Raw genomic sequence first — 20,145 nt, 5'->3', positions numbered from 1 at the left:
CGGCGTAATAGGCCCTGTCTTCACCTTCGGGTGGGGGCAGGGTTTTTTGATGCCAATTGTGAATGCGCAAAGGCGGACCTGGGCGTGCGTGAAACCCTTGCTGACCAAAAATCTACAGGCGTACCGTTGGGTTAATCTCCGCGCGATTTCCTCGCGATGAGCCGGTGATTCTGTTTGAGCCTCTGGTCTGGGACGCCGGCGCGAATTCGCCCACTCGAATCTTTGCGTGGCGGGAAACACCCGGAATGTCTGTAATTAGCGGGCATTGGTGATCCTTGAGCCGTCGTGGTCCCTTATTGCGTTCCGCTCCTGACACCGCGGTCATGGTGCAGGGTGGCGGGAGGTTGGACACGTCATGTTTCCCCTGTGGCGAACACGCTCCCCAATAGTGGGTCTGCCACGTAGCATCAAAGTACGTCGTAGCTAGGAGTGTGGCGAAAATGTTTGAGCGATTTACGGACCGTGCCCGTCGCGTAGTTGTGCTTGCCCAAGAAGAGGCACGCATGCTGAACCACAATTACATTGGTACCGAACACATCCTCTTGGGTCTGATCCATGAAGGTGAGGGCGTTGCCGCCAAAGCTCTTGAGTCCTTGAGCATTTCGCTCGACGGTGTGCGCGAGCAGGTACAGGAGATCATCGGCCAGGGTCAGCAGGCCCCGTCCGGTCACATCCCCTTCACCCCGCGCGCCAAGAAGGTGCTGGAACTTTCCCTGCGAGAAGCCTTGCAGCTGGGCCACAACTACATCGGCACGGAGCACATCCTGCTGGGCCTCATCCGCGAGGGTGAAGGCGTTGCCGCCCAGGTGCTGGTCAAGCTCGGCGCAGACCTTAACCGCGTCCGCCAGCAGGTCATCCAGCTCCTCTCCGGGTACCAGGGCAAGGAGACTACCGGCGCAGGCGTCGGTCCCGGCCAGCCCGAGGGCACTCCGGCCGGCTCCGTGGTTCTGGACCAGTTCGGCCGCAACCTCACCCAGGCTGCGCGCGAGAACAAGCTGGACCCGGTGATCGGACGTGAGTCCGAAATGGAGCGCGTTATGCAGGTCCTTTCGCGCCGCACCAAGAACAACCCTGTGCTGATCGGTGAGCCCGGCGTCGGCAAGACCGCCGTCGTCGAAGGCCTCGCCCAGGCAATTGTCCGCGGCGACGTCCCGGAAACCATCAAGGACAAGCAGTTGTACACCCTGGACCTCGGTTCACTGGTGGCAGGCTCCCGGTACCGCGGTGACTTCGAAGAGCGACTGAAGAAGGTCCTCAAGGAAATCCGCACGCGCGGCGACATCATCCTCTTCATCGACGAAATCCACACCCTTGTGGGCGCCGGCGCTGCTGAAGGTGCCATCGATGCTGCGTCCATCCTGAAGCCCATGCTGGCCCGCGGTGAACTGCAGACCATCGGTGCCACCACCTTGGATGAGTACCGCAAGCACATCGAGAAAGATGCCGCGCTCGAGCGTCGTTTCCAGCCGATCCAGGTCAAGGAGCCCTCCGTCGCGCACGCGATCGAGATCCTCAAGGGCCTGCGTGACCGCTACGAGGCGCACCACCGCGTCACCATCACCGACGGCGCCCTCACCTCGGCCGCGAACCTCGCCGAGCGCTACATCTCGGACCGCTTCCTTCCGGACAAGGCCATCGACCTGATCGATGAGGCCGGTGCCCGGCTGCGCATCCGCCGGATGACCGCCCCGCCGGAACTGAAGGCCATGGACGAGCGGATTGCCAAGCTGAAGATGGAGAAGGAATCCGCCATCGACGCGCAGGACTTCGAAGGTGCCGCTTCGCTCCGGGACAAGGAGCAGAAGCTCATCACTGAGCGTGCCGAGAAGGAACGCCACTGGAAGTCAGGCGGCATGGATGACATTTCCGAGGTGGATGAGGATCTCATCGCCGAGGTATTGGCCAACTCCACCGGCATCCCGGTCTTCAAGCTGACCGAGGAAGAGTCCACGCGCCTGCTGAAGATGGAAGACGAACTGCACAAGCGTGTGGTGGGCCAGAATGAGGCCATCAGGTCCCTGTCCCAGGCGATCCGCCGCACCCGTGCAGGCCTGAAGGACCCCAAGCGTCCGGGCGGCTCGTTCATCTTCGCCGGCCCCACCGGCGTCGGCAAGACCGAGCTGGCCAAGGCCCTGGCGGAGTTCCTGTTTGGTGACGAGGACGCCCTCATCACGCTGGACATGTCTGAGTACTCCGAAAAGCACACTGTTTCACGGCTATTCGGTGCCCCTCCGGGCTACGTCGGCTACGAAGAGGGTGGCCAGCTCACTGAGAAGGTCCGCCGCCGTCCGTTCTCCGTGGTCCTGTTCGACGAAGTGGAGAAGGCGCACGCTGACCTCTTCAACTCACTCCTGCAGATCCTTGAAGACGGCCGCCTGACCGACTCCCAGGGTCGCGTGGTTGACTTCAAGAACACGGTGATCATCATGACCACCAACCTGGGCACCCGGGACATCTCCAAGAGCGTTGCCACCGGCTTCCAGTCCGGCACGGACACCCAGACCGGCTATAACCGGATGCGTGCCCGTGTGACGGAGGAGCTCAAGCAGCACTTCCGTCCGGAGTTCCTGAACCGTGTGGATGACGTTGTGGTGTTCCCGCAGCTCACCCAGGACGAGATCATCGAGATCGTGGACATGTTCGTTGGCCGCCTCGAGAAGCGCCTCAAGGACAAGGACATGGGCATCGAGCTCACCACCGCGGCCAAGGTGCTCCTGGCAACCCGCGGCTACGATCCTGCTATGGGTGCCCGGCCGCTGCGCCGCACCATCCAGCGCGAGATCGAGGACCAGCTCTCCGAGAAGATCCTGTTCGGCGAGCTCCACGCCGGCGACATCGTTGTAGTGGATGTGGATGGCGAAGGCGACGACGCCAAGTTCACGTTCGCTGGCAACGCCAAGCCGCGCATCCCGGAGATCGCTCCCAGCGTCTAACCACCAAAAGCGAAGGCTCCGCCACTCCGAAAGGAGCGGCGGGGCCTTCGTGTTGGCTGGCTTCCCGGTGTTGAGTCCGGGAGCGCCCCAGCCCAGCGGGAGCGGCCGAAGCCGGCCGTGCGCCACCGTAGGATTGTCGGGTGACCGACTCTGATTCCTTCCACATCCGTTCCGCCCGTACCAGTGACGTGGCCGCCATCAAGGGCCTTGTGGCGCCGTTGGCTGAGCAACGGATCCTGATGGCAAAAGAGACGGTTGCCTATTACGAGAGCCTCCAGGAATTCCGGATCGCAGAGGCCGATGACGGCGAAGTCATCGGCTGCGGTGCGCTGCACGTTATGTGGGAGGACCTCGCTGAAGTCCGTACGCTGGCCGCATCGGATGCATGGCGCGGCAAAGGAGTGGGGCACGTGCTCGTGGAAAGCCTGCTGGCCGAAGCCCGTGAACTGGGAGTGGGGCGGGTCTTTTGCCTCACCTTCGAGGTGGATTTTTTCAAGCGCCACGGCTTCGAGGTCATGGCCGACCAGACGGCAGTGGACCCGGTGGTCTACTCGGAGCTGCTGCGCTCCCATGACGAAGGCGTTGCCGAGTTCCTGGACCTGGCGCGGGTCAAGCCCAACACCCTGGGCAATACCCGCATGATCAAGACCCTCTAGACGCCCCTGATCACCCTGCCCGGGCAAGGGCGGCAAGAAGTCACCCTGTGACATAAATAGCTTTACGTCGAATTGATGGATAAAGTGAAGGGGTTGCGGTGTGGGGCCTGCCGTAAGGGACGGTCATTGGGGGCTGTCCCTTACCGCTTCCACCGAATCGTCGCAGGCTACCGGACTTTGTGCGGCGGTAGTAGGGTCGAAGTGCATCCTCCAGGAAGCACCCACACCCCAGGAGTTCTGCCATGAAAAAGCTCATTAACGATCCCCGCTCCGTAGTTGACGAATCCGTGGAAGGATTCGGTCTGGCCCACGCGGGACTCGTCAACGTCATCGCCGATCCCAAGTACGTAACACGCAAAGACGCGCCAGTGACCGGAAAAGTCGGACTCGTTTCCGGCGGGGGGAGCGGCCACGAACCGCTCCACGCCGGTTTTGTCGGGCTGGGAATGCTCGACGCCGCGGTGCCGGGGGCGGTGTTCACCTCACCGACGCCGGACCAGATCCTCCCCGCCACGCTCGCCGTTAACTCGGGCGCCGGCGTCGTCCATATCGTAAAAAACTACACCGGCGACGTCCTGAACTTCGAGACCGCAGCGGAACTGGCGCAGGCCGAAGGCGTGGACATCCGCACGGTCCTGGTGAACGATGACGTTGCGGTGGAGGACTCCCTTTATACCGCGGGCCGCCGCGGCGTGGGTGGCACCGTCCTGGTGGAGAAGATTGCCGGCGCCGCGGCTGAACGGGGCGACAACCTCGATGCCGTGGCCGCGATCGGCGGCCGCGTCAACAGCAATGTCCGCACTATGGGGGTCGCCCTGTCCCCGTGCACCGTACCGCACGCGGGAACGCCCAGTTTCGACCTTGCGGAAGATGAAATCGAGATCGGCATCGGCATCCACGGCGAGCCCGGCCGGCACAAAATCCCCATGGAGAATGCCGACGGCATCACCGACCGCCTGCTGGACCCGGTCCTCACCGACCTGGGCATCACGGGGGGCGAGAAAGTGTTGCTGTTCGTCAACGGCATGGGCGGCACGCCCCTGAGCGAGCTGTACATCGTCTACCGCCGCGCTGCCCAGGTCATCGCAGAACGCGGAGCCGTCGTCGAACGCTCGCTGGTAGGGAACTACATCACCGCCCTCGAAATGCAGGGCTGCTCCATCTCCGTGCTACGGCTCGACGATGAACTGACGCAGCTGTGGGATGCCCCCGTGCACACTGCAGCCCTGCGCTGGGGCGTGTAACTGTGGTCCTGGACGTGAACTGGGCCGTCAGGTGGCTGACGCTGTGCGCCCAGGCCATGGCGGAAAACCGGGTGTGGCTCATCGAACTGGACCGTGCCATCGGGGACTCTGACCACGGCGAGAACATGGACCGCGGCTTCCAGGCCGTGCTGGACAAACTGGCCGAGGTGCCGCCGGAGACTCCCGGCGCGGCGCTGAAGCTGACAGCCATGACCCTGATGTCCAAGGTGGGCGGCGCCGCGGGACCCTTGTATGGAACCGCGTTCCTGCGCGCCTCCACCGCTCTGGGAGACGCGGCCGAGATTGACCCGGGGCGCCTTGCCGAAGCGCTCGGGGCTGCCCGCGACGGGATCGTGGCCCGGGGCAAGGCCGAGCCCGGCGACAAGACCATGGTGGACGCCTGGACCCCCGCGGTGGAGGCGGCACAGGCCGCCGCTAAGGACGGTGCCGGCACCGTCCTTGGCGTGCTGGTGGCTGCGGCCGAAGCGGCTGAAGCCGGCGCCGTGGCCACCGACCCGTTGGTGGCCCGCAAGGGCCGTGCCAGCTACCTGGGGGAGCGGAGCGCGGGCCACCGCGATCCGGGCGCCGCCTCAAGTGCGCTGATTCTCCGGGCAGCCGTTGGGGCCGCAGCGTGACAGTTCGTCTGGTGGTGGTGTCACATAGCGAAAAAATAGCCGACGGCGCCGTGGAACTTGCCGCACAGATGGCGCCCGACGTCGTCATCCTCGCCGCCGGGGGCACCGCAGACGGCAGGATCGGAACGAGCCTGGAAAAAGTCATGTCCGCCCTGGACCAGGCGGCCGGCGGCGATGGCGTGGTGGTCCTGACAGACCTGGGATCTGCCGTGATGACGGCGGAATCGGCCCTGGAATTCGTGGAGGAGCCGGCCGGTGTGCTTCTGGCGGACGCGCCCCTGGTGGAGGGCCTGGTTGCTGCGGCCGTGGCCGCACAGGGCGGTGCCGATGCGAAGGCAGTCAAACGTGCCGCCGAAGCGGTCTACGGACTGGGACCGGACGTGGCGGTTGCTTCGCCTGTGCTGGCCGCCAGTACCGTGGCTGAAGGGTCCGTCACCGGTCCGGGGCCGGACTTCACCGGCGACTTCGAACTGGTGAACGAGGCCGGCATGCACGCCCGTCCGGCCGCCAAGATCGCAGGCGGCCTGGCGTCCCTCAACGCCGAAGTCACGGTCAACGGCGTGGATGGCGCGTCAATGACATCCCTGATGATCCTGGCGGCAGGCAAGGGATCCATGCTCCACATCGAGGCTTGGGGGCCCGACGCAGAGCGTGCCCTGAACTACGTTGGCGGCCTGGTGCAGGCCGGCTTCGGCGAGCCGTAGGCCGTGGACTGATATGGGCGTGGCTGGCGTGGATCCCGGCCAGGCGGGAACGCCATCTGGTGCCGCCTATTTGACCTGGTTGCGGCCCAGATTGAAGGAGCGCTTGTCCACGAGCAGGTACGTGCCGGCTCCCATCAGGAGGAAGCCGCCAACGCCGATCACGATGATCTGAGTGCTGACGCCGACAATAAGCAGCACCAGTCCGAACAGGCATGCGATGGCACCGAAGTACGTGCGGCGCCCAAACCTCGTGCCCACGGAGCCGGACGAGAGTTCCTCGGCGAGCCGCGGATCGTCTGCAGACAGGCCCAACTCCAGCTCCTCAAGCTGTTTCCGCTCCCTATCTGAAAGTGGCATCGTAACCCCTTCCCGGCGGCGGACCTGTTGTAAATCCAATGTTGCCGATGCTAGTAATACAGACCGTAGAAGTGTCCTGGGTGGAAGTCAAGGGAGGGGCTGGAGGGCCCTGGGTCGCCATGAGTCACGCAGCCTGTCGCAGGCCCTGGGCGTCGAGAATCACCGAAGCGGTGACGAACTTCCCGCACTGCTCGCCGTAGGGATAGGCGCCGCGGGGCCGGAAATTCAGGGTGTGCACCGGCAGGGCCGATCCGTCCGGAGCAGCCGCGGTGGCGGTCAGCGCCATCGGGGCCTCCGTGAGGGACCCCAGCATCAGCATCCCGATCATGGTCCCGTCCGGGGAAGCCGTGGCGGAGCAGGCCCCGTCCGGTGTGCAGCCCTGGTCAATCGAGGCAGTGCCGGGAACAAGCTCGACGGCGGCCTCTTTACAGACGCCGTCCTGGCAGGCCTTGAGGCGCAGGGATCCCACCTGCGGTACGTACTCCCGGGCCACGGTCACCGAGACCGCTGACGCCTGGGCAATCATCGGGCACGGCGTCGGGACGGGGTAGTAGTAGCAACCGGAGGTGAGAACCGCCGTCGTCAACAGTGCCAGAAGTACCCCGGGCTTGCCCATACTCCAGCGTAAATCCGGAGCCGGAAGCCGGCATTGCTACCAGGAAAGTGACGTAAACATTGTTATGGCTGTTGCTCCGAAGATCACCATAATGAGACCCGTCGCCATCCGGCCCTTGGCAACAGCAAAGACCGGCAGCGTGGATTCGGCGGGGTCGGCCGGGTTGTAGACCACCGGGATGTGGGTGCCGATGATCGCCTGGTCCTGGCTGTAGATATCGGACTGCCCCAGCCAGCGCTTGCCGCCTGCGTCCGCGAATTCATACGACGGCGCAAACCGGTTCCGGCCGTTGCCCGCGGGCCCGTCCGTGCCGTGCAGATTTCCAGTGACGGTGGCCGCAGTCTCCTGCCACCCCGCCATGGAGCGTTTCCGGCGGACGGACGCGGCCAGGGCCAGTCCCATCAGGATCAGGCCTGCGGCAAGGAAAAGCCCGGGCAGCGCGATGAACAGCAGTTTCAGGGAGTCCACGGTTCAGCCCAGCGGGAAGTTGCCGGCGACCCAGAACAGCAGCAGGGCGAAGAATGCCAAGACCGGCATCAGGCACCCGAGCACCATTTTGGATTCGGACGCCACCTGGAACGACTGGTTGGGATTCGCCGGGTTGTAGGCCACGGCCAGGGGTGATCCCGGTGCCTGCTGGTTGGCGTACGAAACCTCGGATTCGCCCGCATACAGGGTCCCGTTGGGGTCCGCGAACTGGTAGGTGGGGTAAAAGCGCCGGCTCCGCGTTGAGCCGCCGCCGCCATGTGTCCAGCCCGCCACGTTCCCGGTGACGGTCGCCTGCACCTTTGGCCAGCCTGCGATCAGTTTTTCCTGCCGCTTGGCTTTCCGCAGTGAGCGGACCAGCGCAAAAATGACACCCGCAACAAACAGCGCCCAGATGACGTACAACACGATTCTCATGAACTTCCCCCGGTTCGAGTCATCAGAAAGTATGCCATCCAGGGGCGGGGCACCCTAAAGACGCTCAGCCCGGCAGCCGGTAACCGCCCTGGTGCAGCTCGGCCAGGCCGTCGCCGAGGAGGCCGGCAATGGCACGTTCGAGTTGTTCCGGCGCGGAGTTCAGGCGGTGCAGTGCGGACAAGGGCACGCCGATTCCGGTCGCCGCGAAGCCCAGGTCAGCAGGCTCCCGCTGGAACATTTCCGCCGGCACCGGCGCGTCCGCAAGCCGAAGCACAGCTATCACGGCTCCCCGGACCTGCCGGTCAGTGCCGTGCCACGCCTGTCCTTTGGGAACGTACGACGGCGGCGGCTCGCCGGCTGCCAGCCACGCACAGGAGTCCCGCACCGGGCAGTCCGCGCACTTGGGCGCACGCGCCGTGCAGACCAGCGCCCCCAGTTCCATCACCGCAGCGTTCCAGCGCACGGAGGTCCCGACGTCGTCCGGCAGCAGTCCCGCCGCGAGCCGCATCTCCGCGGCGTTCAGCGAGGGTGAGGGGAGCGCGACGCCGGAAACCAGACGCGCGTGCACCCGCCGGATGTTGGTGTCCACCACAGTCTCCCGGCGTCCGAAGGCAAAGGCGGCGACCGCCGCGGCCGTGTAGCTGCCCACGCCGGGCAGGGCCAGCAGCTCCGTGTAGTCGCCGGGGACCTTGCCGCCGTGGTCGCGGACGATGGCGGCGGCGGCCGCGTGCAGGCGGAGTGCCCTGCGGGGATAGCCGAGCCTTCCCCAGGAGCGGACGGCTTCCCCTGCAGGCTCGCCGGCGAGCCCGGCGGGGGTGGGCCAGCGCTCAAGCCATTCCCGCCAGACGGGCAAAACGCGCACCACAGGGGTCTGCTGGAGCATGATCTCGCTGACCAGGACTCCCCACGGTGAGCAACGGGTTTCGCGCCACGGCAGGTCCCTCGCCGTCTCCGCGAACCAGCCGGTGATCCTGCGGTGCAGCGCGGCGAGCTGGTCGGGGCGGAGTCCACCCGGGCCGGACGAGCCGTCCTCGGGTATGGCTGGAGAAAGGGTCATGGCGTCGATCCCAACACTGTAGTGGATTCCAGGGAGCCCGCGCGAAGATTCCCGCGGACAAACTGTGACCTTAGCGTTGACAGGGGGACCGGCGTGGTGGGACGGCAGAATCCGGCGGGTTCTCTAGCCTAGAAGGATGGGCAGGCAAGGCAATTCATCACCGCGCAAGACGGCATCCGCATCCGGTTCCCGGGGCGGTTCCGGCGCGACCCGGCAGCCGAGCGCAGCCGTCTACCGCCGCCGTCGGCTTTTTGTGGGAACAGCCCTGCTGATGGCGGTGGCGCTCACCTTCGGTGGCTTTGCGGTTGCCGGTGCTCTCAGCGGCACCGAGCAGGCATCTTCCGCGGCCGGCGCCACCGAATCTGCCCCCGCCCCGGGCCCATCGCCGTCGGAAACTGCGGGCACGGAACCCACTGCCACGCCCACGCCGTCCTGCAGCCAAAACCTGGTGACGGTGTCCGCTTCGACGGACAAAGCCGCCTACGGCCCCGATGAGAACCCGCTGCTCACCTTGAAGGTGACCAACGGCGGAACCATGCCGTGCGAGGTGAACATCGGAACTTCCCAGATGGAGTTCCTGGTGACCAGCGGTGCGGACAGGATCTTCTCGTCCAAGGACTGCCAGGCCAAAAGCGAAGACCTGGTGAAGACGATTGCCCCGGGCGCCAGCGAAACGGCGAACTTCCCGTGGGCCCGTAACCGCACGCTGGAGGGCTGCAGCCCCATCGAAGCCAAGCCAGGAGCGGGCGGGTCGTACTACATTTTCACGGCCAAGCTTGGCTCGAGGGCCAGCCCCAAGGCCGTGTTCCAGCTCAGCTGATCCTTCTCCCTTGGGCCCACTCCGGCAGGGTTCCCTGGCCGAGCTTGCGAGGCGAGGGTGCCGGTGGGTGGGCCCACTCCGGCAGGGTTCCCTGGCCGAGCTTGCGAGGCGAGGGTGCCGGTGGGGACTAGAGGAAGCGGTCCAGCAGGCTGGCTTCGGCCATCCGGCTCAGGCCTTCGCGGACGGTGCGGGCGCGCTGGTCGCCGATGCCGTCAACGGTCATGAGATCGTCAATGGTGGCCGCCATCAGGAACTGGAGGCCGCCGAAGTGGTCCACCAAGCGGTCGGCAACAGCCTTGGGGACTGCCTTGAGCCCGGACAGTAACCGGTAACCGCGCGGCTGCACCACGGCGTCGAGGTTGGCCTCGCCGCCGGCAAAACCGACGATCCCGGAGATCTTGCCCAGATCGATCAGCTCTGTGGGGCCGAGGTTCACCAGCGCAGTGACGGCCCGTTCGATGTCCTCGGCGGACGCGTCCGGCCCGGCGTAGTCGCGGATGATGACGTCGCTGCCCGGGCCGCGGCCCACCGTGAGTTCATCGAGCTGGAGGGACAGCAGCCGGCCGTCCTCGCCAAGTTCCAGGACATACTGCGATATTTCCTCGGAGATCCGGCGGACCATTTCCTGGCGCTGCAGGGTAACTGCGACGTCGCGGACGGTCACCATGGCCTCGATCTCCAGCGCGGACAGGGAACTGGTCACCTGGTCCAGCCGCGAACGGTACCGTTCCAGCGTGGCGAGGGCCTGGTTGGCGCGGGCCAGGACCTTCTCGGATCCCTCCAGCACGTGCCGGAGCCCGTTCACGTACAGCGCGATGATCTGCATGGACTGGCTGACTGAAATCACGGGAACGCCGGTCTGGATGGCCACGCGCTCCGCCGTGCGGTGGCGGGTACCGGATTCCTGCGTTTCGATGCTTGAGTCCGGGACCAGCTGGACCGCGGCCCGGAGAATGTTGCCGGCGTCCTTGTCGCAGATGATGGCGCCGTCCATCTTGGCTAGTTCGCGGAGCCGTGTGGGGGAGAAATCGATGCCGATGTCGAACCCGCCGGAGCAGATGGAATCGATGGTCCGGTCCGAGCCCAGCACGATCAGCGCACCGGTCCGCCCCCGGAGGATGCGTTCCAGGCCATCGCGCAACGGCGTGCCTGGAGCCACTCTGCCCAGAGTCGCCTTGAGCGATTCTTCGGGGCTCCGAGCCATAGGTGTTCCCTTCAAAGGTGCAGGCTGCCGCCCGCAGGTACGCCGGTTTTACGCTCCGCCGGCAAGATCAAAAGTACTCAGTTTCCCGCAAGCTCAATGATAGAGGTAAGAAGCGGCAACAACCGCACGGACAAGCCCCAAAGTGCCTCGTTAGGGGGTGCCGTAAAGTGCCTCGGGAGCGCGTGCGACGGCGGCCCTCCGGGAGGCCTTTCGCCCACCGTCCAGGTGGCAGGCGGCTGACCCAGAGCGGCGGCTTCCCGCGCTGCGATAAACTTGGAACTTGGCTCTCACAGAGCCATGCTTCCCCCCTTGAGGCCTGCCGAGCGCCTTGGGGTTACCCCATCGCAGCGAAAGTAGCACCGTGTCCCAAGATGTCCTTAGCCCCGCCAGGGTCAACGAGATTCACAAACAGGCGGCCCGGCGTCGGACCTTTGCTGTCATTTCGCACCCCGACGCCGGCAAGTCCACCCTCACCGAGGCTCTGGCACTGCACGCGAAGGTGATCGGCACGGCCGGCGCCTCCAGCGGTAAGGCCAACCGCAAGGAAACGGTTTCGGACTGGATGCAGATGGAGAAGGACCGCGGCATCTCCATCAGCTCCGCCGCCCTCCAGTTCTCCTACCGGGACACCGTCATCAACCTGCTTGACACCCCCGGCCACGCGGACTTCTCCGAGGATACCTACCGCGTCCTGGCCGCCGTCGACTGTGCAGTGATGCTCGTGGACGCCGCCAAGGGCCTCGAAACGCAGACCATGAAGCTGTTTGAGGTCTGCAAGGCGCGAAACCTGCCCATCATCACCGTGATCAACAAGTGGGACCGGCCGGGCCTGGACGCACTGGCGCTGATGGACGAGCTCACCGAGCGCACCGGCCTCCAGCCCATGCCGCTGACCTGGGCCGTGGGAATCTCCGGTGACTTCCGCGGCGTCTGGGACCTCCGCCAGGACCGCTTCGCCCGCTTCCAGCGCAACAATTCCGGCGCCAACATCGCCCTGACCGAGTACTTCACGCCCGAAGAGGCAGCGGAGACGCAGGGCAGCAACTGGACCGACGCCGTGGACGAGGCTGGCCTGGTCATCGAGTCCAACCTCGAATTCGACGTCGAAGCCTTCCATGCGGGCACCGCCACCCCCATCCTTTTCAGCTCCGCCGCACTGAACTTCGGCGTGAAGGAACTGCTGGACGCCCTGGTGGACTTCGCTCCGCACGCCGCACCCCGGCCCGACGTTGAGGGCAGCCCGCGCCCGGTCGAATCGTCCTTCTCCGGCTTTGTCTTCAAGGTCCAGGCCGGCATGAACAGGGCCCACCGCGACCATGTGGCCTTCATCCGCGTCTGTTCCGGAGTTTTTGAACGCGGCATGGTGGTCACCCAGACCCGCACCGGAAAGTCATTCGCCACCAAGTACGCCCAGCAGGTCTTTGGCCGCGAACGCGAGGTCATCGACGAGGCCTACCCTGGCGACGTCGTGGGACTGGTCAACGCCTCCACATTGCGCGTGGGCGACAGCCTGTTCCTCGAAGACGCGGTGGAGTACCCGGCCATCCCGCTGTTCGCCCCGGAACACTTCCAGGTGGCCCGGTCCAAGGACCCCAGCAAGTTCAAGCAGTTCCGCCGCGGCATCGAGCAGCTCGAGCACGAGGGCGTCATCCAGGTGCTCCGCTCCGACGTCCGCGGCGACCAGGCGCCGGTGCTTGCCGCCGTCGGCCCCATGCAGTTCGAAGTGGTGGAGGACCGCATGGCGCATGACTTCAGCGCGCCCATGCGGCTGGAACGCCTGCCGTACTCCATCGCCAGGATTTCGACGGCGGAGGCGATGCCCACGCTGGCCAACGTGCCCGGTGCCGAGGTGCTGTTGCGGTCCGACGGCGAATACCTTGCCTTGTTCAACGACGTCTGGGCCCTGCGCCGGATCGAGAAGAACCACCCCGATCTGACCCTCGTGCCCATCGGCACCCACAACCCCGCAAAGTAGCGTCCAATGTCTGCAGACCAACCCCGCGCGCTGATCACCGGCGTCGGCACCATCAACCCGCTCGGATCCACCATGGCGGAAACCTGGACCGGCCTGCTGGCGGGGCGATCCGGCATCGCCGCGCTGGATCAGGCGTGGGCGGAGCCACTGCCCGTGCGCATGGCAGGACAGGTCACCGCGGACCTTTCGGAGCACCTCACCACGCGCGAGCTGAAGAGGATGGACCGGTGCGGGCAACTGGCGCTGGTGGCTGCCCGGGAAGCCTGGCAGCAGGCGGGGGCGCCCGACGTCGACCCCGAACGGTTCGCCGTGGTGATCGGCTCCGCCTATGGCGGCCTCGGCTCCACCCTCGAACAGGACCGTGCGCTCGCGAGCGGCGGCCCGCGCCGGGTCTCGCCGCACACCCTCACCCGGCTGATGGTCAACGGCCCCGCGGCCTGGGTCTCCATTGACCTCGGCGCCCGCGGCGGAGCCCGGACCCCGGTCAGCGCGTGCGCGTCCGGCGCGGAAGCAATTGTCCAGGGCGCCGAAATGATCCGCTCCGGAGCGGCCGACGTCGTGATTGCCGGTGGCGTGGACGCATCCGTCAACGACCTGGTGATCACCGGGTTCTCCCAGATCCGGGCACTCTCCACGCGCAACAGCGAACCCCAGCTGGCCTCGCGCCCGTTCGACGGCGGCCGCGACGGCTTTGTCCTCGCAGAAGGCGCCGGCATTGTGGTGCTTGAGAGTGAGGCCCACGCCCGGGCGCGCGGCGCCGCCATCCTCGGCGCAGTGGCCGGCGGGGCGGTAACCTCGGACGCCAACGACATCGTGGCCGCGGACCCCGCCATGCAGCGAAGGGTCATGCAGAAGGCCCTGGCCTCGGCCGGAATGCAGGCTTCGGAAATCGGCTTCGTTCACGCCCACGCGACCTCCACCCCGGTAGGGGACCGGCTCGAGGCACAGGCCATCAACGCCATTTTCGGTGCCGACGTGCCCGTGACTTCCACCAAGGGCCACACCGGCCACCTGCTGGGCGGCGCCGGTGCCCTCGCCGCGGTTGTGGTGGTCCAGGCCCTGCAGACCGGACAGCTGCCCGGAACGGCGAACGTCGAGGCGCTGGACCCCGAAGTGGACCTCAACGTCGTGACGGACATCGCCCATACGCTGGTGCCGGGCTCTGCCCCTGCCGGCCTGGTGAACGCTTTTGGCTTCGGCGGACACAGCGTTGCCCTGGTGATCACGGCCAGCTAGCAGCAAGGTCCCAGGGGAAGCGACGCCTGGACAGCTAGCAGGCAGGCAGGATGAACGTGGCCGTGGTGCCCTCGTCCGGGGCGCTGGTGAGGCTCAGGGAACCGCCGTGGCCTTCGATGATAGCCCTGCTGACCGGCAGGCCCAGTCCCGCTCCTGGGATGGCTGTCGCGCGCGACCGCGCCGAGCGGAAGAACTTTTTGAATGCCTGCGCCTGGTCTTCCGCGCTCATGCCGACGCCCGGGTCCGTGATGGAACAGACAAGGTCCGTTCCGGTCCTGTGAGCGCTGACGGTGATGCAGCCGCCGCCGGGAGAGTATTTGATCGCATTCGAAAGCAGGTTGCCCACTACCTGGCGCATCCGGGCGGGGTCCATGCGGGTTGCCAATGGCTGCTCGGCCTCAAGCACCAGCTCCAGACCCCGGTCGGCCGCCTGGGGGAACGTGGAATCCACCACGTCCGCGAGGAGGCGGGCGAGGTCCGCCTCCTGCAGCGCCAAGTCCACCTGATCCGAGGCCACGGCAATCAGGTCGTTCACGAGGCCCAGGAGGTGGGTGGCATTGCGGTGCATCACGCGTAGTTCGGCCTCGATCGCCTCGTGGCCGGACTCGTCCAAGACAAGTTCCAGGTAGCCGAGGATGGACGTCAGCGGGGTGCGAAGTTCGTGGGAAACGGTGCCGACGAAGTTATCCTTGGCGGCCAATGCAGTGATCAGCGCGGTCACATCCACGAATGTTATGACACCGCCGCTGCGCACGCCGTCCCGGGAGCGGATGACATGCGCGCCCACGGAGTACGCACGTTGTTCCTCCCCATCGCCTGTCCACAGTAATTCGTCCGTAAATACGTCGCCGCGTATCACGCGGGCGACGGGCAGCATGCGGGGCGCCACCGGAGTAGCGCGATCGCTCTGCAGCACACACGTCCCGGTGTCCCCATCGGCCAGTCCTGCAAGTCTGGGATCCGCGCGTATGGCCCGGTTAGTCAGTACGTTGTTCCCCTCAGGGTCGACTACCCAGACGCCCACTCCCACCGCGCCGAGAACGGCGTCCAGGAGCCGCTGGCGGTCCAAGCTTTCGGCCAGTGTTTCCGCCAGGGCCTGATCTTTCTTCAGCAAGGCTTTGCGCTGCCGGTGGAGTATCCCGGACACGATATGGGCGGAGACGGCAATGGCGGACAGCACCAGGGGAAGGAAAATGGTCCGGATCATCGATCCCCGGGTCGGTTCGGAGCCGAAGACCGCGGCCGGGATGACGGTGCTGAGGACTGTCACCAAAATGGCCAGGACCACCCTGGCGCGCTGGCGACCCGAAGACAGCCAGATCACCGGAAAAACAAGCATCAGGCTCAGTATGTTGAAGTCGGGGCCGCCTGCTTGACGCGTGAAGCCTATGGTGAAGCAATCAAGAACCGGAATGGCGATAAACGCACCGGCGGGCAGCCTTTCCCACGGGATGGCCACGCAGGCGGCGAAGATGGCCGAATGCGCCAGTAACGCCAGCCTGAAGCGTTCGTCCGCCAGGGTGGCGGGACTGAATATTCCGGCGGCCACAACGACGAGCGCCACCGTGACGGTGAGCGGAAGTTGGCTCATCACCACACGGCCCCGGGCCCCAAGGCCCCCGAAAAACGCGTCCATTCTCCCGGCGAAAAAACTGTACTCCGCCGACTCGTCGCGGAAGAATCCGCCTGCTTGTATTTGATTAGTCAATCCGGCCCCCCCAGGCGCATCAATAACATCCTCCAGCCTGCTGAAGGTCGTTCCGCCAGCCTAGCGCTTGGCTCCCGCAGGAGCGCAGTACTACGTCAGCGGATTACCCGATCAGCAGGCTCAACGCCTCCGTCAGATGTTCCACCTCGCGCACGGAGAAGCCCGCCGGGACAGGGCCGGGCCCGTTGTGGCTGGCCGGGACCACGGCGTGGGTGAAGCCCAGCCGGTGTGCTTCCTGGATGCGCTGGTTGATGCCGGGCACGGGCCGGACCTCGCCCGCCAGGCCCACCTCGCCGAACGCGATCAGCCTGATGGGCAGGGGTTTGCGCGCCTTCGCGGACGCGACGGCCAAGGCAACGGCGAGGTCAGTGGCCGGTTCGCTGAGCTTCACGCCACCCACCGTGGCCACGTAGGAGTCGTCCTTGTGCAGCAGGCAGCCGGCACGCTGCTGCAGCACCGCCAGGAGCATGGACACCCGTGAACTGTCCAGGCCGCTGGTGGCCCGGCGCGGCTGCGAGTTGGCGCTCTCGGCAAGCAGCGACTGCACCTCGGCCAGCAAAGGCCTCCGGCCTTCCATGGTCACGGTGATGCAGGTGCCGGAGACAGGTTCCTTGGTGCGGCTGACGAACAGACCGCTGGGGTCCGTGAGGCCTTCGATGCCGTTCTCATTCAGGTCAAAACAGCCCACATCGTCCGTGGGCCCGTACCGGTTCTTCACCGCGCGCAGCATCCGGAGCCGGGAATGCCGCTCGCCTTCGAACTGGCACACCACGTCCACCAGGTGTTCGAGCAGCCGCGGCCCCGCGATGGACCCGTCCTTCGTCACGTGCCCCACCAGCAACGTGGTCATGTTCCGCCGCTTCGCAGCCGCGATGAGGGACGCCGCCACCTCACGTACCTGCGAGACACCGCCGGCGCTGCCGTCCACGTCAGCGCTGCTGAGCGTCTGGACCGAGTCCACAATCAGCAGCCGCGGCTCGATTTTCTCCACCTGCCCCAAGGCCTGCCCCAGGTCAGTTTCGGCGGACAGGTACAGGGAGTCCGCGACGGCGTCGATCCGTTCGGCGCGCAGCTTCACCTGCGCGGCGGATTCCTCGCCCGTGACATACAGGACATCCTGGGCGGTGCGGGCGAACTTGGCCGCGACGTCCAGCAGGAGGGTGGACTTGCCCACGCCGGGTTCCCCGGCAAGCAGGATGACCGCACCCGGGACCAGGCCACCGCCCAGTACGCGGTCCAGCTCGTCCACGCCGGTAGGAAGGAAAGCCGCCGTGGTGGCATCCACCTCGGCAATCCGGCGGGCCGGCTCCAGAACTGTTGTTGCCGCCGTCGTACGCGCTACAGCGGCACCGGTCTCCTCAACCGTCCCCCACGCCTGGCACTCGCCGCAGCGTCCCACCCACTTGACCGTGGTCCAGCCGCATTCGGCGCACTTATAAGCCGGCGCTTTGGACGCCCGGGAAATCTTTGTTGCCATGGGTTCCACCCTACTGGCGGGCACCGACAATTTCCGCCCGCCCCTAAAGCGCCGGCAGCACGTCCCTTGCCTCGATCGGATCCATGCCCGTGGCCTCCAGGAGGTCCACCATCAGCGGCCGGAACAGCATCACCACAGTCTCACCCTCAAGCCGCTGGACTTCCAGCAGCCTCGGGTGCAGCCGCAGCGCAACCTCGCTGAAGTCCTGCCGGGCCGTCCGCAGATGGGCCCGCCGCGCGCCGTCGTGCGTCTCGGCAAGGCCCAGCGAGAGTTCATCAATCGCAGCCGCCGTATCCTCCAGCACCTCTGCAATGTTCTCGGTTGCCTCATCGGACAGTGCGGCATGGTTGATGGCGCTGGTCAGCCGCCGTGCGAAGACGCGGCTGTTCCTGAGCGCAAGGTCGATGGAGTCCAGTGACTGCTTGAGCCGGTCCAACTCGTCGCGGTGCCGGCGGTGGGCCGGCGCGAGCGTGGCCACCTCGCCGGAAGCTCGGAGGGAGTGGCGCATCGCGTCCACCAGCGGCTGGCAGTTCCGGCCGCGGATCAGCGCGTGCCACGCCTGGGTGGAGTCGCTGTTGCTCAGTGCGGAGGCGCATTCCCGCAGTACCTCGGCCAGTTCGTGGAGCAGCTTCCGTACATCCTTGCGGGGCTCCCGGCGCGGATCCTTCGGAATCAGGATGGTCACCAGGAGCGCAAACACGCCGCCAACAATGGCGTCAATGCTGCGGGTGAACGGCCCGCCGTCCGGCGCCGGCAGCAGTACCACCAGCAAGGATTGCAGCCCCAGTTGCGTGGTGAAGATGTTGCCGCTGTCCAGGAAGCGGGCCAGCAGGATGGAGAACAGAAGGACGACGGCGGCCTGCCAGATGCCGCTGCCCAGCCAGTGCAGCAGCAGATCACCCACCGCGATCCCGATGGTGCAACCGAGGCCCACCTCCATCACCCGGCGCAGCCGCGGGTCACGCGAGAAGCCCAGCGCGATCAGTGACGATGTGGCCGCGAAGAGGGGGCCGGAGTGCCCCAGGACGTATTCGGCGAAGGCGTACGCCCCCACCGCGCAGGCGGTCATCTGGACGGCGGGGACCAGCGAGTTCCGGCTCCGGACCAGGCCGGTGCGGATGCGGCCGCGCAGGAATCGCCTGCTTGCTGAGAGTCCTGCTGCTGCGGCCATGCCCACCAGTCTATTTGCCGCCCGGGCACCTAAGGCCGAAAGCGTGACACGCGCAATGGTGGCGCCGCAGGTGTAAGCCAATATGCCGCCGTCGTTAATCTTCTGTTCACCTGCGGCCGCCCATCGCTTAACCTGCGGCACATAACTTCATTGAAGGTACAAAACATACGCATCGCGCTGCAGGGCTTCTCCGGGCCCTGCCCGCAACTGAATAACCCTGGAAGGGGTACATCTAGTGAAGGCACTCCGTTTCGGCCGCCACGCGGCTATTGCTGTAATCGCTGCCGGCGCACTCGCGCTCACCGCCTGCGGTTCAGACAACGCCACGGGCAACACGCCTGCGGGCAACCAGACTGCTCCCGGTACCACGGTCACCGGCACGCTGACCGGCATTGGAGCATCCTCCACCGGCGCAGCCATGGACGCCTGGAAGGCTGGCTTCGCCGCCGCCAACTCAGGCGCCACCGTACAGTACTCCCCGGACGGTTCCGGCGCAGGCCGTAAGGCGATCATCGACGGTTCGGCGCAGTTCGCCGGCTCAGACGCGTACCTCAAGGATGAAGAGCTGGCCAGCTCCATGGCCAAGTGCGGCCCCGAAGGCGCCATCAACATCCCGGTCTACATCTCCCCGATCGCTGTGGCATTCAACCTCCCCGGCATTACCGAGCTGAAGCTTGACGCCGCCACCGTAGCCAGGATCTTCCGCGGCGAGGTTGCCAACTGGAACGATCCCGCGATCGCTGCCCTGAACGCCGGCGTCACCCTGCCGGACCTGAAGGTCACCCCGGTTAACCGCTCTGACGATTCCGGTACCACCACCAACTTCACCGAGTACCTCGCCGCGGCTGCTGCCGAGGTCTGGACCGACAAGGCTTCCGGCGTGTGGCCCGCAACCCTGCAGGGCGAGAACGCCAAGGGAACCTCCGGTGTTGTCAAGACTGTCACCGACACCCCGGGCGCCGTGACATATGCGGATGACTCCGCCGTGGGCGGCAAGCTGGGCACCGCCTCCATCAAGGTGGGCGAGGAGTTCGTCAAGATCTCCGCCGATGCCGCTGCCAAGGCTGTCGAAGCCGGCAAGCCCGTCGAGGGCCGTTCCGCCACGGACGTCGCCATCAAGCTGGACCGCAAGACCACTGCCAAGGGCGCCTACCCGATCGTCCTGGTTTCCTACCACGTTGTCTGCACCACCTACGACAAGCAGGAAACCGTTGACCTCGTCAAGGCCTTCGAAAGCTACGTAGTTTCCGACGCCGGCCAGAAGGCAGCTGCTGACTCCGCGAAGTCCGCGCCGCTCTCCCCGGCCCTCGCCGAGAAAGCCGTCAAGGCCATCGAATCCATCAAGGTCAAGTCCTAGTACCTGTCCCTGAACCACGTTCCCCGCCACGCCGAAAGGCGGGGCGGGGAACTTGGCTTTGTACGCTCGATTTAGGCACCACCAACAACCGA

At 66.0% G+C, this 20,145-nt stretch carries 18 protein-coding genes; 9 read left to right on the top strand and 9 right to left on the bottom strand.

Features of this window, described 5'->3' with window-relative positions:
• The first annotated feature begins 440 nt into the window (after positions 1-440).
• The 5 genes from DAD99_RS07160 (at position 441) to dhaM (ending at position 6,172) form a co-directional block, all read left to right on the top strand.
• Positions 441-2,933, top strand: a complete 2,493-nt coding sequence (locus DAD99_RS07160; protein ID WP_185262270.1) for an ATP-dependent Clp protease ATP-binding subunit — start codon at positions 441-443, stop codon at positions 2,931-2,933.
• Positions 2,934-3,073: 140 nt separating this feature from the next.
• Positions 3,074-3,589 carry an amino-acid N-acetyltransferase gene (locus tag DAD99_RS07155; RefSeq protein WP_193340952.1) on the top strand — a complete coding sequence of 172 codons (516 nt, stop codon included), beginning with the start codon at positions 3,074-3,076 and terminating at the stop codon, positions 3,587-3,589.
• A gap of 242 nt (positions 3,590-3,831) precedes the next feature.
• Positions 3,832-4,833 (top strand): dihydroxyacetone kinase subunit DhaK, encoded by a 1,002-nt coding sequence (gene dhaK, locus DAD99_RS07150; RefSeq protein ID WP_193340951.1) that lies wholly within the window; start codon positions 3,832-3,834, stop codon positions 4,831-4,833.
• 2 nt (positions 4,834-4,835) lie between these two features.
• A complete protein-coding gene (gene dhaL / locus DAD99_RS07145) occupies positions 4,836-5,468 on the top strand; it encodes a dihydroxyacetone kinase subunit DhaL (protein WP_193340950.1) in 633 nt (210 codons plus the stop codon).
• Entirely contained in the window at positions 5,465-6,172 is a 708-nt protein-coding gene (dhaM, locus tag DAD99_RS07140) for a dihydroxyacetone kinase phosphoryl donor subunit DhaM (RefSeq protein WP_193340949.1), read from the top strand. Before dhaL ends, dhaM begins: the two co-directional genes overlap by 4 nt.
• A gap of 66 nt (positions 6,173-6,238) precedes the next feature.
• Here dhaM and DAD99_RS07135 read toward each other — a convergent pair whose 3' ends face one another.
• The 5 genes from DAD99_RS07135 to DAD99_RS07115 all read right to left on the bottom strand — a co-directional run bounded on the left by DAD99_RS07135 (position 6,239) and on the right by DAD99_RS07115 (position 9,105).
• Positions 6,239-6,529 carry a DUF3040 domain-containing protein gene (locus DAD99_RS07135; RefSeq protein ID WP_185262275.1) on the bottom strand — a complete coding sequence of 97 codons (291 nt, stop codon included), beginning with the start codon at positions 6,527-6,529 and terminating at the stop codon, positions 6,239-6,241.
• 124 nt (positions 6,530-6,653) lie between these two features.
• A complete protein-coding gene (locus DAD99_RS07130; RefSeq protein ID WP_193340948.1) occupies positions 6,654-7,145 on the bottom strand; it encodes a hypothetical protein in 492 nt (163 codons plus the stop codon).
• A 36-nt stretch (positions 7,146-7,181) separates the two neighbouring features.
• A complete protein-coding gene (locus DAD99_RS07125) occupies positions 7,182-7,613 on the bottom strand; it encodes a DUF3592 domain-containing protein (protein WP_193340947.1) in 432 nt (143 codons plus the stop codon).
• Between the two features lie 3 nt (positions 7,614-7,616).
• The gene (locus DAD99_RS07120) at positions 7,617-8,048 is read right to left on the bottom strand and encodes a DUF3592 domain-containing protein (protein WP_193340946.1); all 432 of its coding nucleotides are present in this window, start codon (positions 8,046-8,048) and stop codon (positions 7,617-7,619) included.
• A gap of 64 nt (positions 8,049-8,112) precedes the next feature.
• Positions 8,113-9,105 carry an A/G-specific adenine glycosylase gene (locus tag DAD99_RS07115; protein ID WP_193340945.1) on the bottom strand — a complete coding sequence of 331 codons (993 nt, stop codon included), beginning with the start codon at positions 9,103-9,105 and terminating at the stop codon, positions 8,113-8,115.
• Between the two features lie 136 nt (positions 9,106-9,241).
• Here DAD99_RS07115 and DAD99_RS07110 point away from each other — a divergent pair, with 136 nt between their 5' ends.
• Complete coding sequence (locus DAD99_RS07110) at positions 9,242-9,925, top strand: hypothetical protein (RefSeq protein WP_193340944.1); 684 nt, start codon at positions 9,242-9,244, stop codon at positions 9,923-9,925.
• 127 nt (positions 9,926-10,052) lie between these two features.
• On the opposite strand, the gene disA is transcribed toward DAD99_RS07110, so the two are convergent.
• Positions 10,053-11,129: a DNA integrity scanning diadenylate cyclase DisA gene (gene disA, locus DAD99_RS07105; RefSeq protein WP_185262281.1), complete on the bottom strand. Its 1,077-nt coding sequence runs from the start codon at positions 11,127-11,129 to the stop codon at positions 10,053-10,055.
• A gap of 361 nt (positions 11,130-11,490) precedes the next feature.
• Here disA and DAD99_RS07100 point away from each other — a divergent pair, with 361 nt between their 5' ends.
• Together DAD99_RS07100 and DAD99_RS07095 are read left to right on the top strand one after the other, a co-directional pair.
• Positions 11,491-13,104: a peptide chain release factor 3 gene (locus DAD99_RS07100; protein ID WP_193340943.1), complete on the top strand. Its 1,614-nt coding sequence runs from the start codon at positions 11,491-11,493 to the stop codon at positions 13,102-13,104.
• A gap of 6 nt (positions 13,105-13,110) precedes the next feature.
• A complete protein-coding gene (locus tag DAD99_RS07095; RefSeq protein ID WP_193340942.1) occupies positions 13,111-14,340 on the top strand; it encodes a beta-ketoacyl synthase in 1,230 nt (409 codons plus the stop codon).
• A gap of 34 nt (positions 14,341-14,374) precedes the next feature.
• Here DAD99_RS07095 and DAD99_RS07090 read toward each other — a convergent pair whose 3' ends face one another.
• The 3 genes from DAD99_RS07090 to DAD99_RS07080 form a co-directional block, all read right to left on the bottom strand.
• The gene (locus DAD99_RS07090; RefSeq protein WP_227007758.1) at positions 14,375-15,931 is read right to left on the bottom strand and encodes a cell wall metabolism sensor histidine kinase WalK; all 1,557 of its coding nucleotides are present in this window, start codon (positions 15,929-15,931) and stop codon (positions 14,375-14,377) included.
• A 220-nt stretch (positions 15,932-16,151) separates the two neighbouring features.
• Positions 16,152-17,525 (bottom strand): DNA repair protein RadA, encoded by a 1,374-nt coding sequence (radA, locus tag DAD99_RS07085; RefSeq protein WP_193340941.1) that lies wholly within the window; start codon positions 17,523-17,525, stop codon positions 16,152-16,154.
• Between the two features lie 43 nt (positions 17,526-17,568).
• Positions 17,569-18,696, bottom strand: a complete 1,128-nt coding sequence (locus DAD99_RS07080) for an aromatic acid exporter family protein (RefSeq protein ID WP_193340940.1) — start codon at positions 18,694-18,696, stop codon at positions 17,569-17,571.
• Positions 18,697-18,931: 235 nt separating this feature from the next.
• Between DAD99_RS07080 and pstS the strand changes: the two genes are divergently transcribed.
• Entirely contained in the window at positions 18,932-20,053 is a 1,122-nt protein-coding gene (gene pstS / locus DAD99_RS07075) for a phosphate ABC transporter substrate-binding protein PstS (RefSeq protein WP_193340939.1), read from the top strand.
• The last annotated feature ends 92 nt before the right edge of the window (positions 20,054-20,145 follow it).

It is taken from the genome of Pseudarthrobacter sp. AB1, from assembly GCF_014926485.1.
Classification (GTDB): Bacteria; Actinomycetota; Actinomycetes; order Actinomycetales; family Micrococcaceae; genus Arthrobacter.
This window is presented reverse-complemented; position numbering and strand designations above follow the sequence as displayed.

Excerpts from the sequence above, each read along its gene's own strand:
- DAD99_RS07160 (WP_185262270.1), top strand. The coding sequence starts at position 441 with ATGTTTGAGCGATTTACGGACCGTGCCCGTCGCGTAGTTGTGCTTGCC.
- dhaK (WP_193340951.1), top strand. The coding sequence starts at position 3,832 with ATGAAAAAGCTCATTAACGATCCCCGCTCCGTAGTTGACGAATCCGTG.
- DAD99_RS07135 (WP_185262275.1), bottom strand. The coding sequence starts at position 6,529 with ATGCCACTTTCAGATAGGGAGCGGAAACAGCTTGAGGAGCTGGAGTTG.
- DAD99_RS07130 (WP_193340948.1), bottom strand. The coding sequence starts at position 7,145 with ATGGGCAAGCCCGGGGTACTTCTGGCACTGTTGACGACGGCGGTTCTC.
- DAD99_RS07120 (WP_193340946.1), bottom strand. The coding sequence starts at position 8,048 with ATGAGAATCGTGTTGTACGTCATCTGGGCGCTGTTTGTTGCGGGTGTC.
- DAD99_RS07115 (WP_193340945.1), bottom strand. The coding sequence starts at position 9,105 with ATGACCCTTTCTCCAGCCATACCCGAGGACGGCTCGTCCGGCCCGGGT.
- DAD99_RS07110 (WP_193340944.1), top strand. The coding sequence starts at position 9,242 with ATGGGCAGGCAAGGCAATTCATCACCGCGCAAGACGGCATCCGCATCC.
- disA (WP_185262281.1), bottom strand. The coding sequence starts at position 11,129 with ATGGCTCGGAGCCCCGAAGAATCGCTCAAGGCGACTCTGGGCAGAGTG.
- DAD99_RS07095 (WP_193340942.1), top strand. The coding sequence starts at position 13,111 with ATGTCTGCAGACCAACCCCGCGCGCTGATCACCGGCGTCGGCACCATC.
- DAD99_RS07090 (WP_227007758.1), bottom strand. The coding sequence starts at position 15,931 with ATGAGCCAACTTCCGCTCACCGTCACGGTGGCGCTCGTCGTTGTGGCC.
- radA (WP_193340941.1), bottom strand. The coding sequence starts at position 17,525 with ATGGCAACAAAGATTTCCCGGGCGTCCAAAGCGCCGGCTTATAAGTGC.
- DAD99_RS07080 (WP_193340940.1), bottom strand. The coding sequence starts at position 18,696 with ATGGCCGCAGCAGCAGGACTCTCAGCAAGCAGGCGATTCCTGCGCGGC.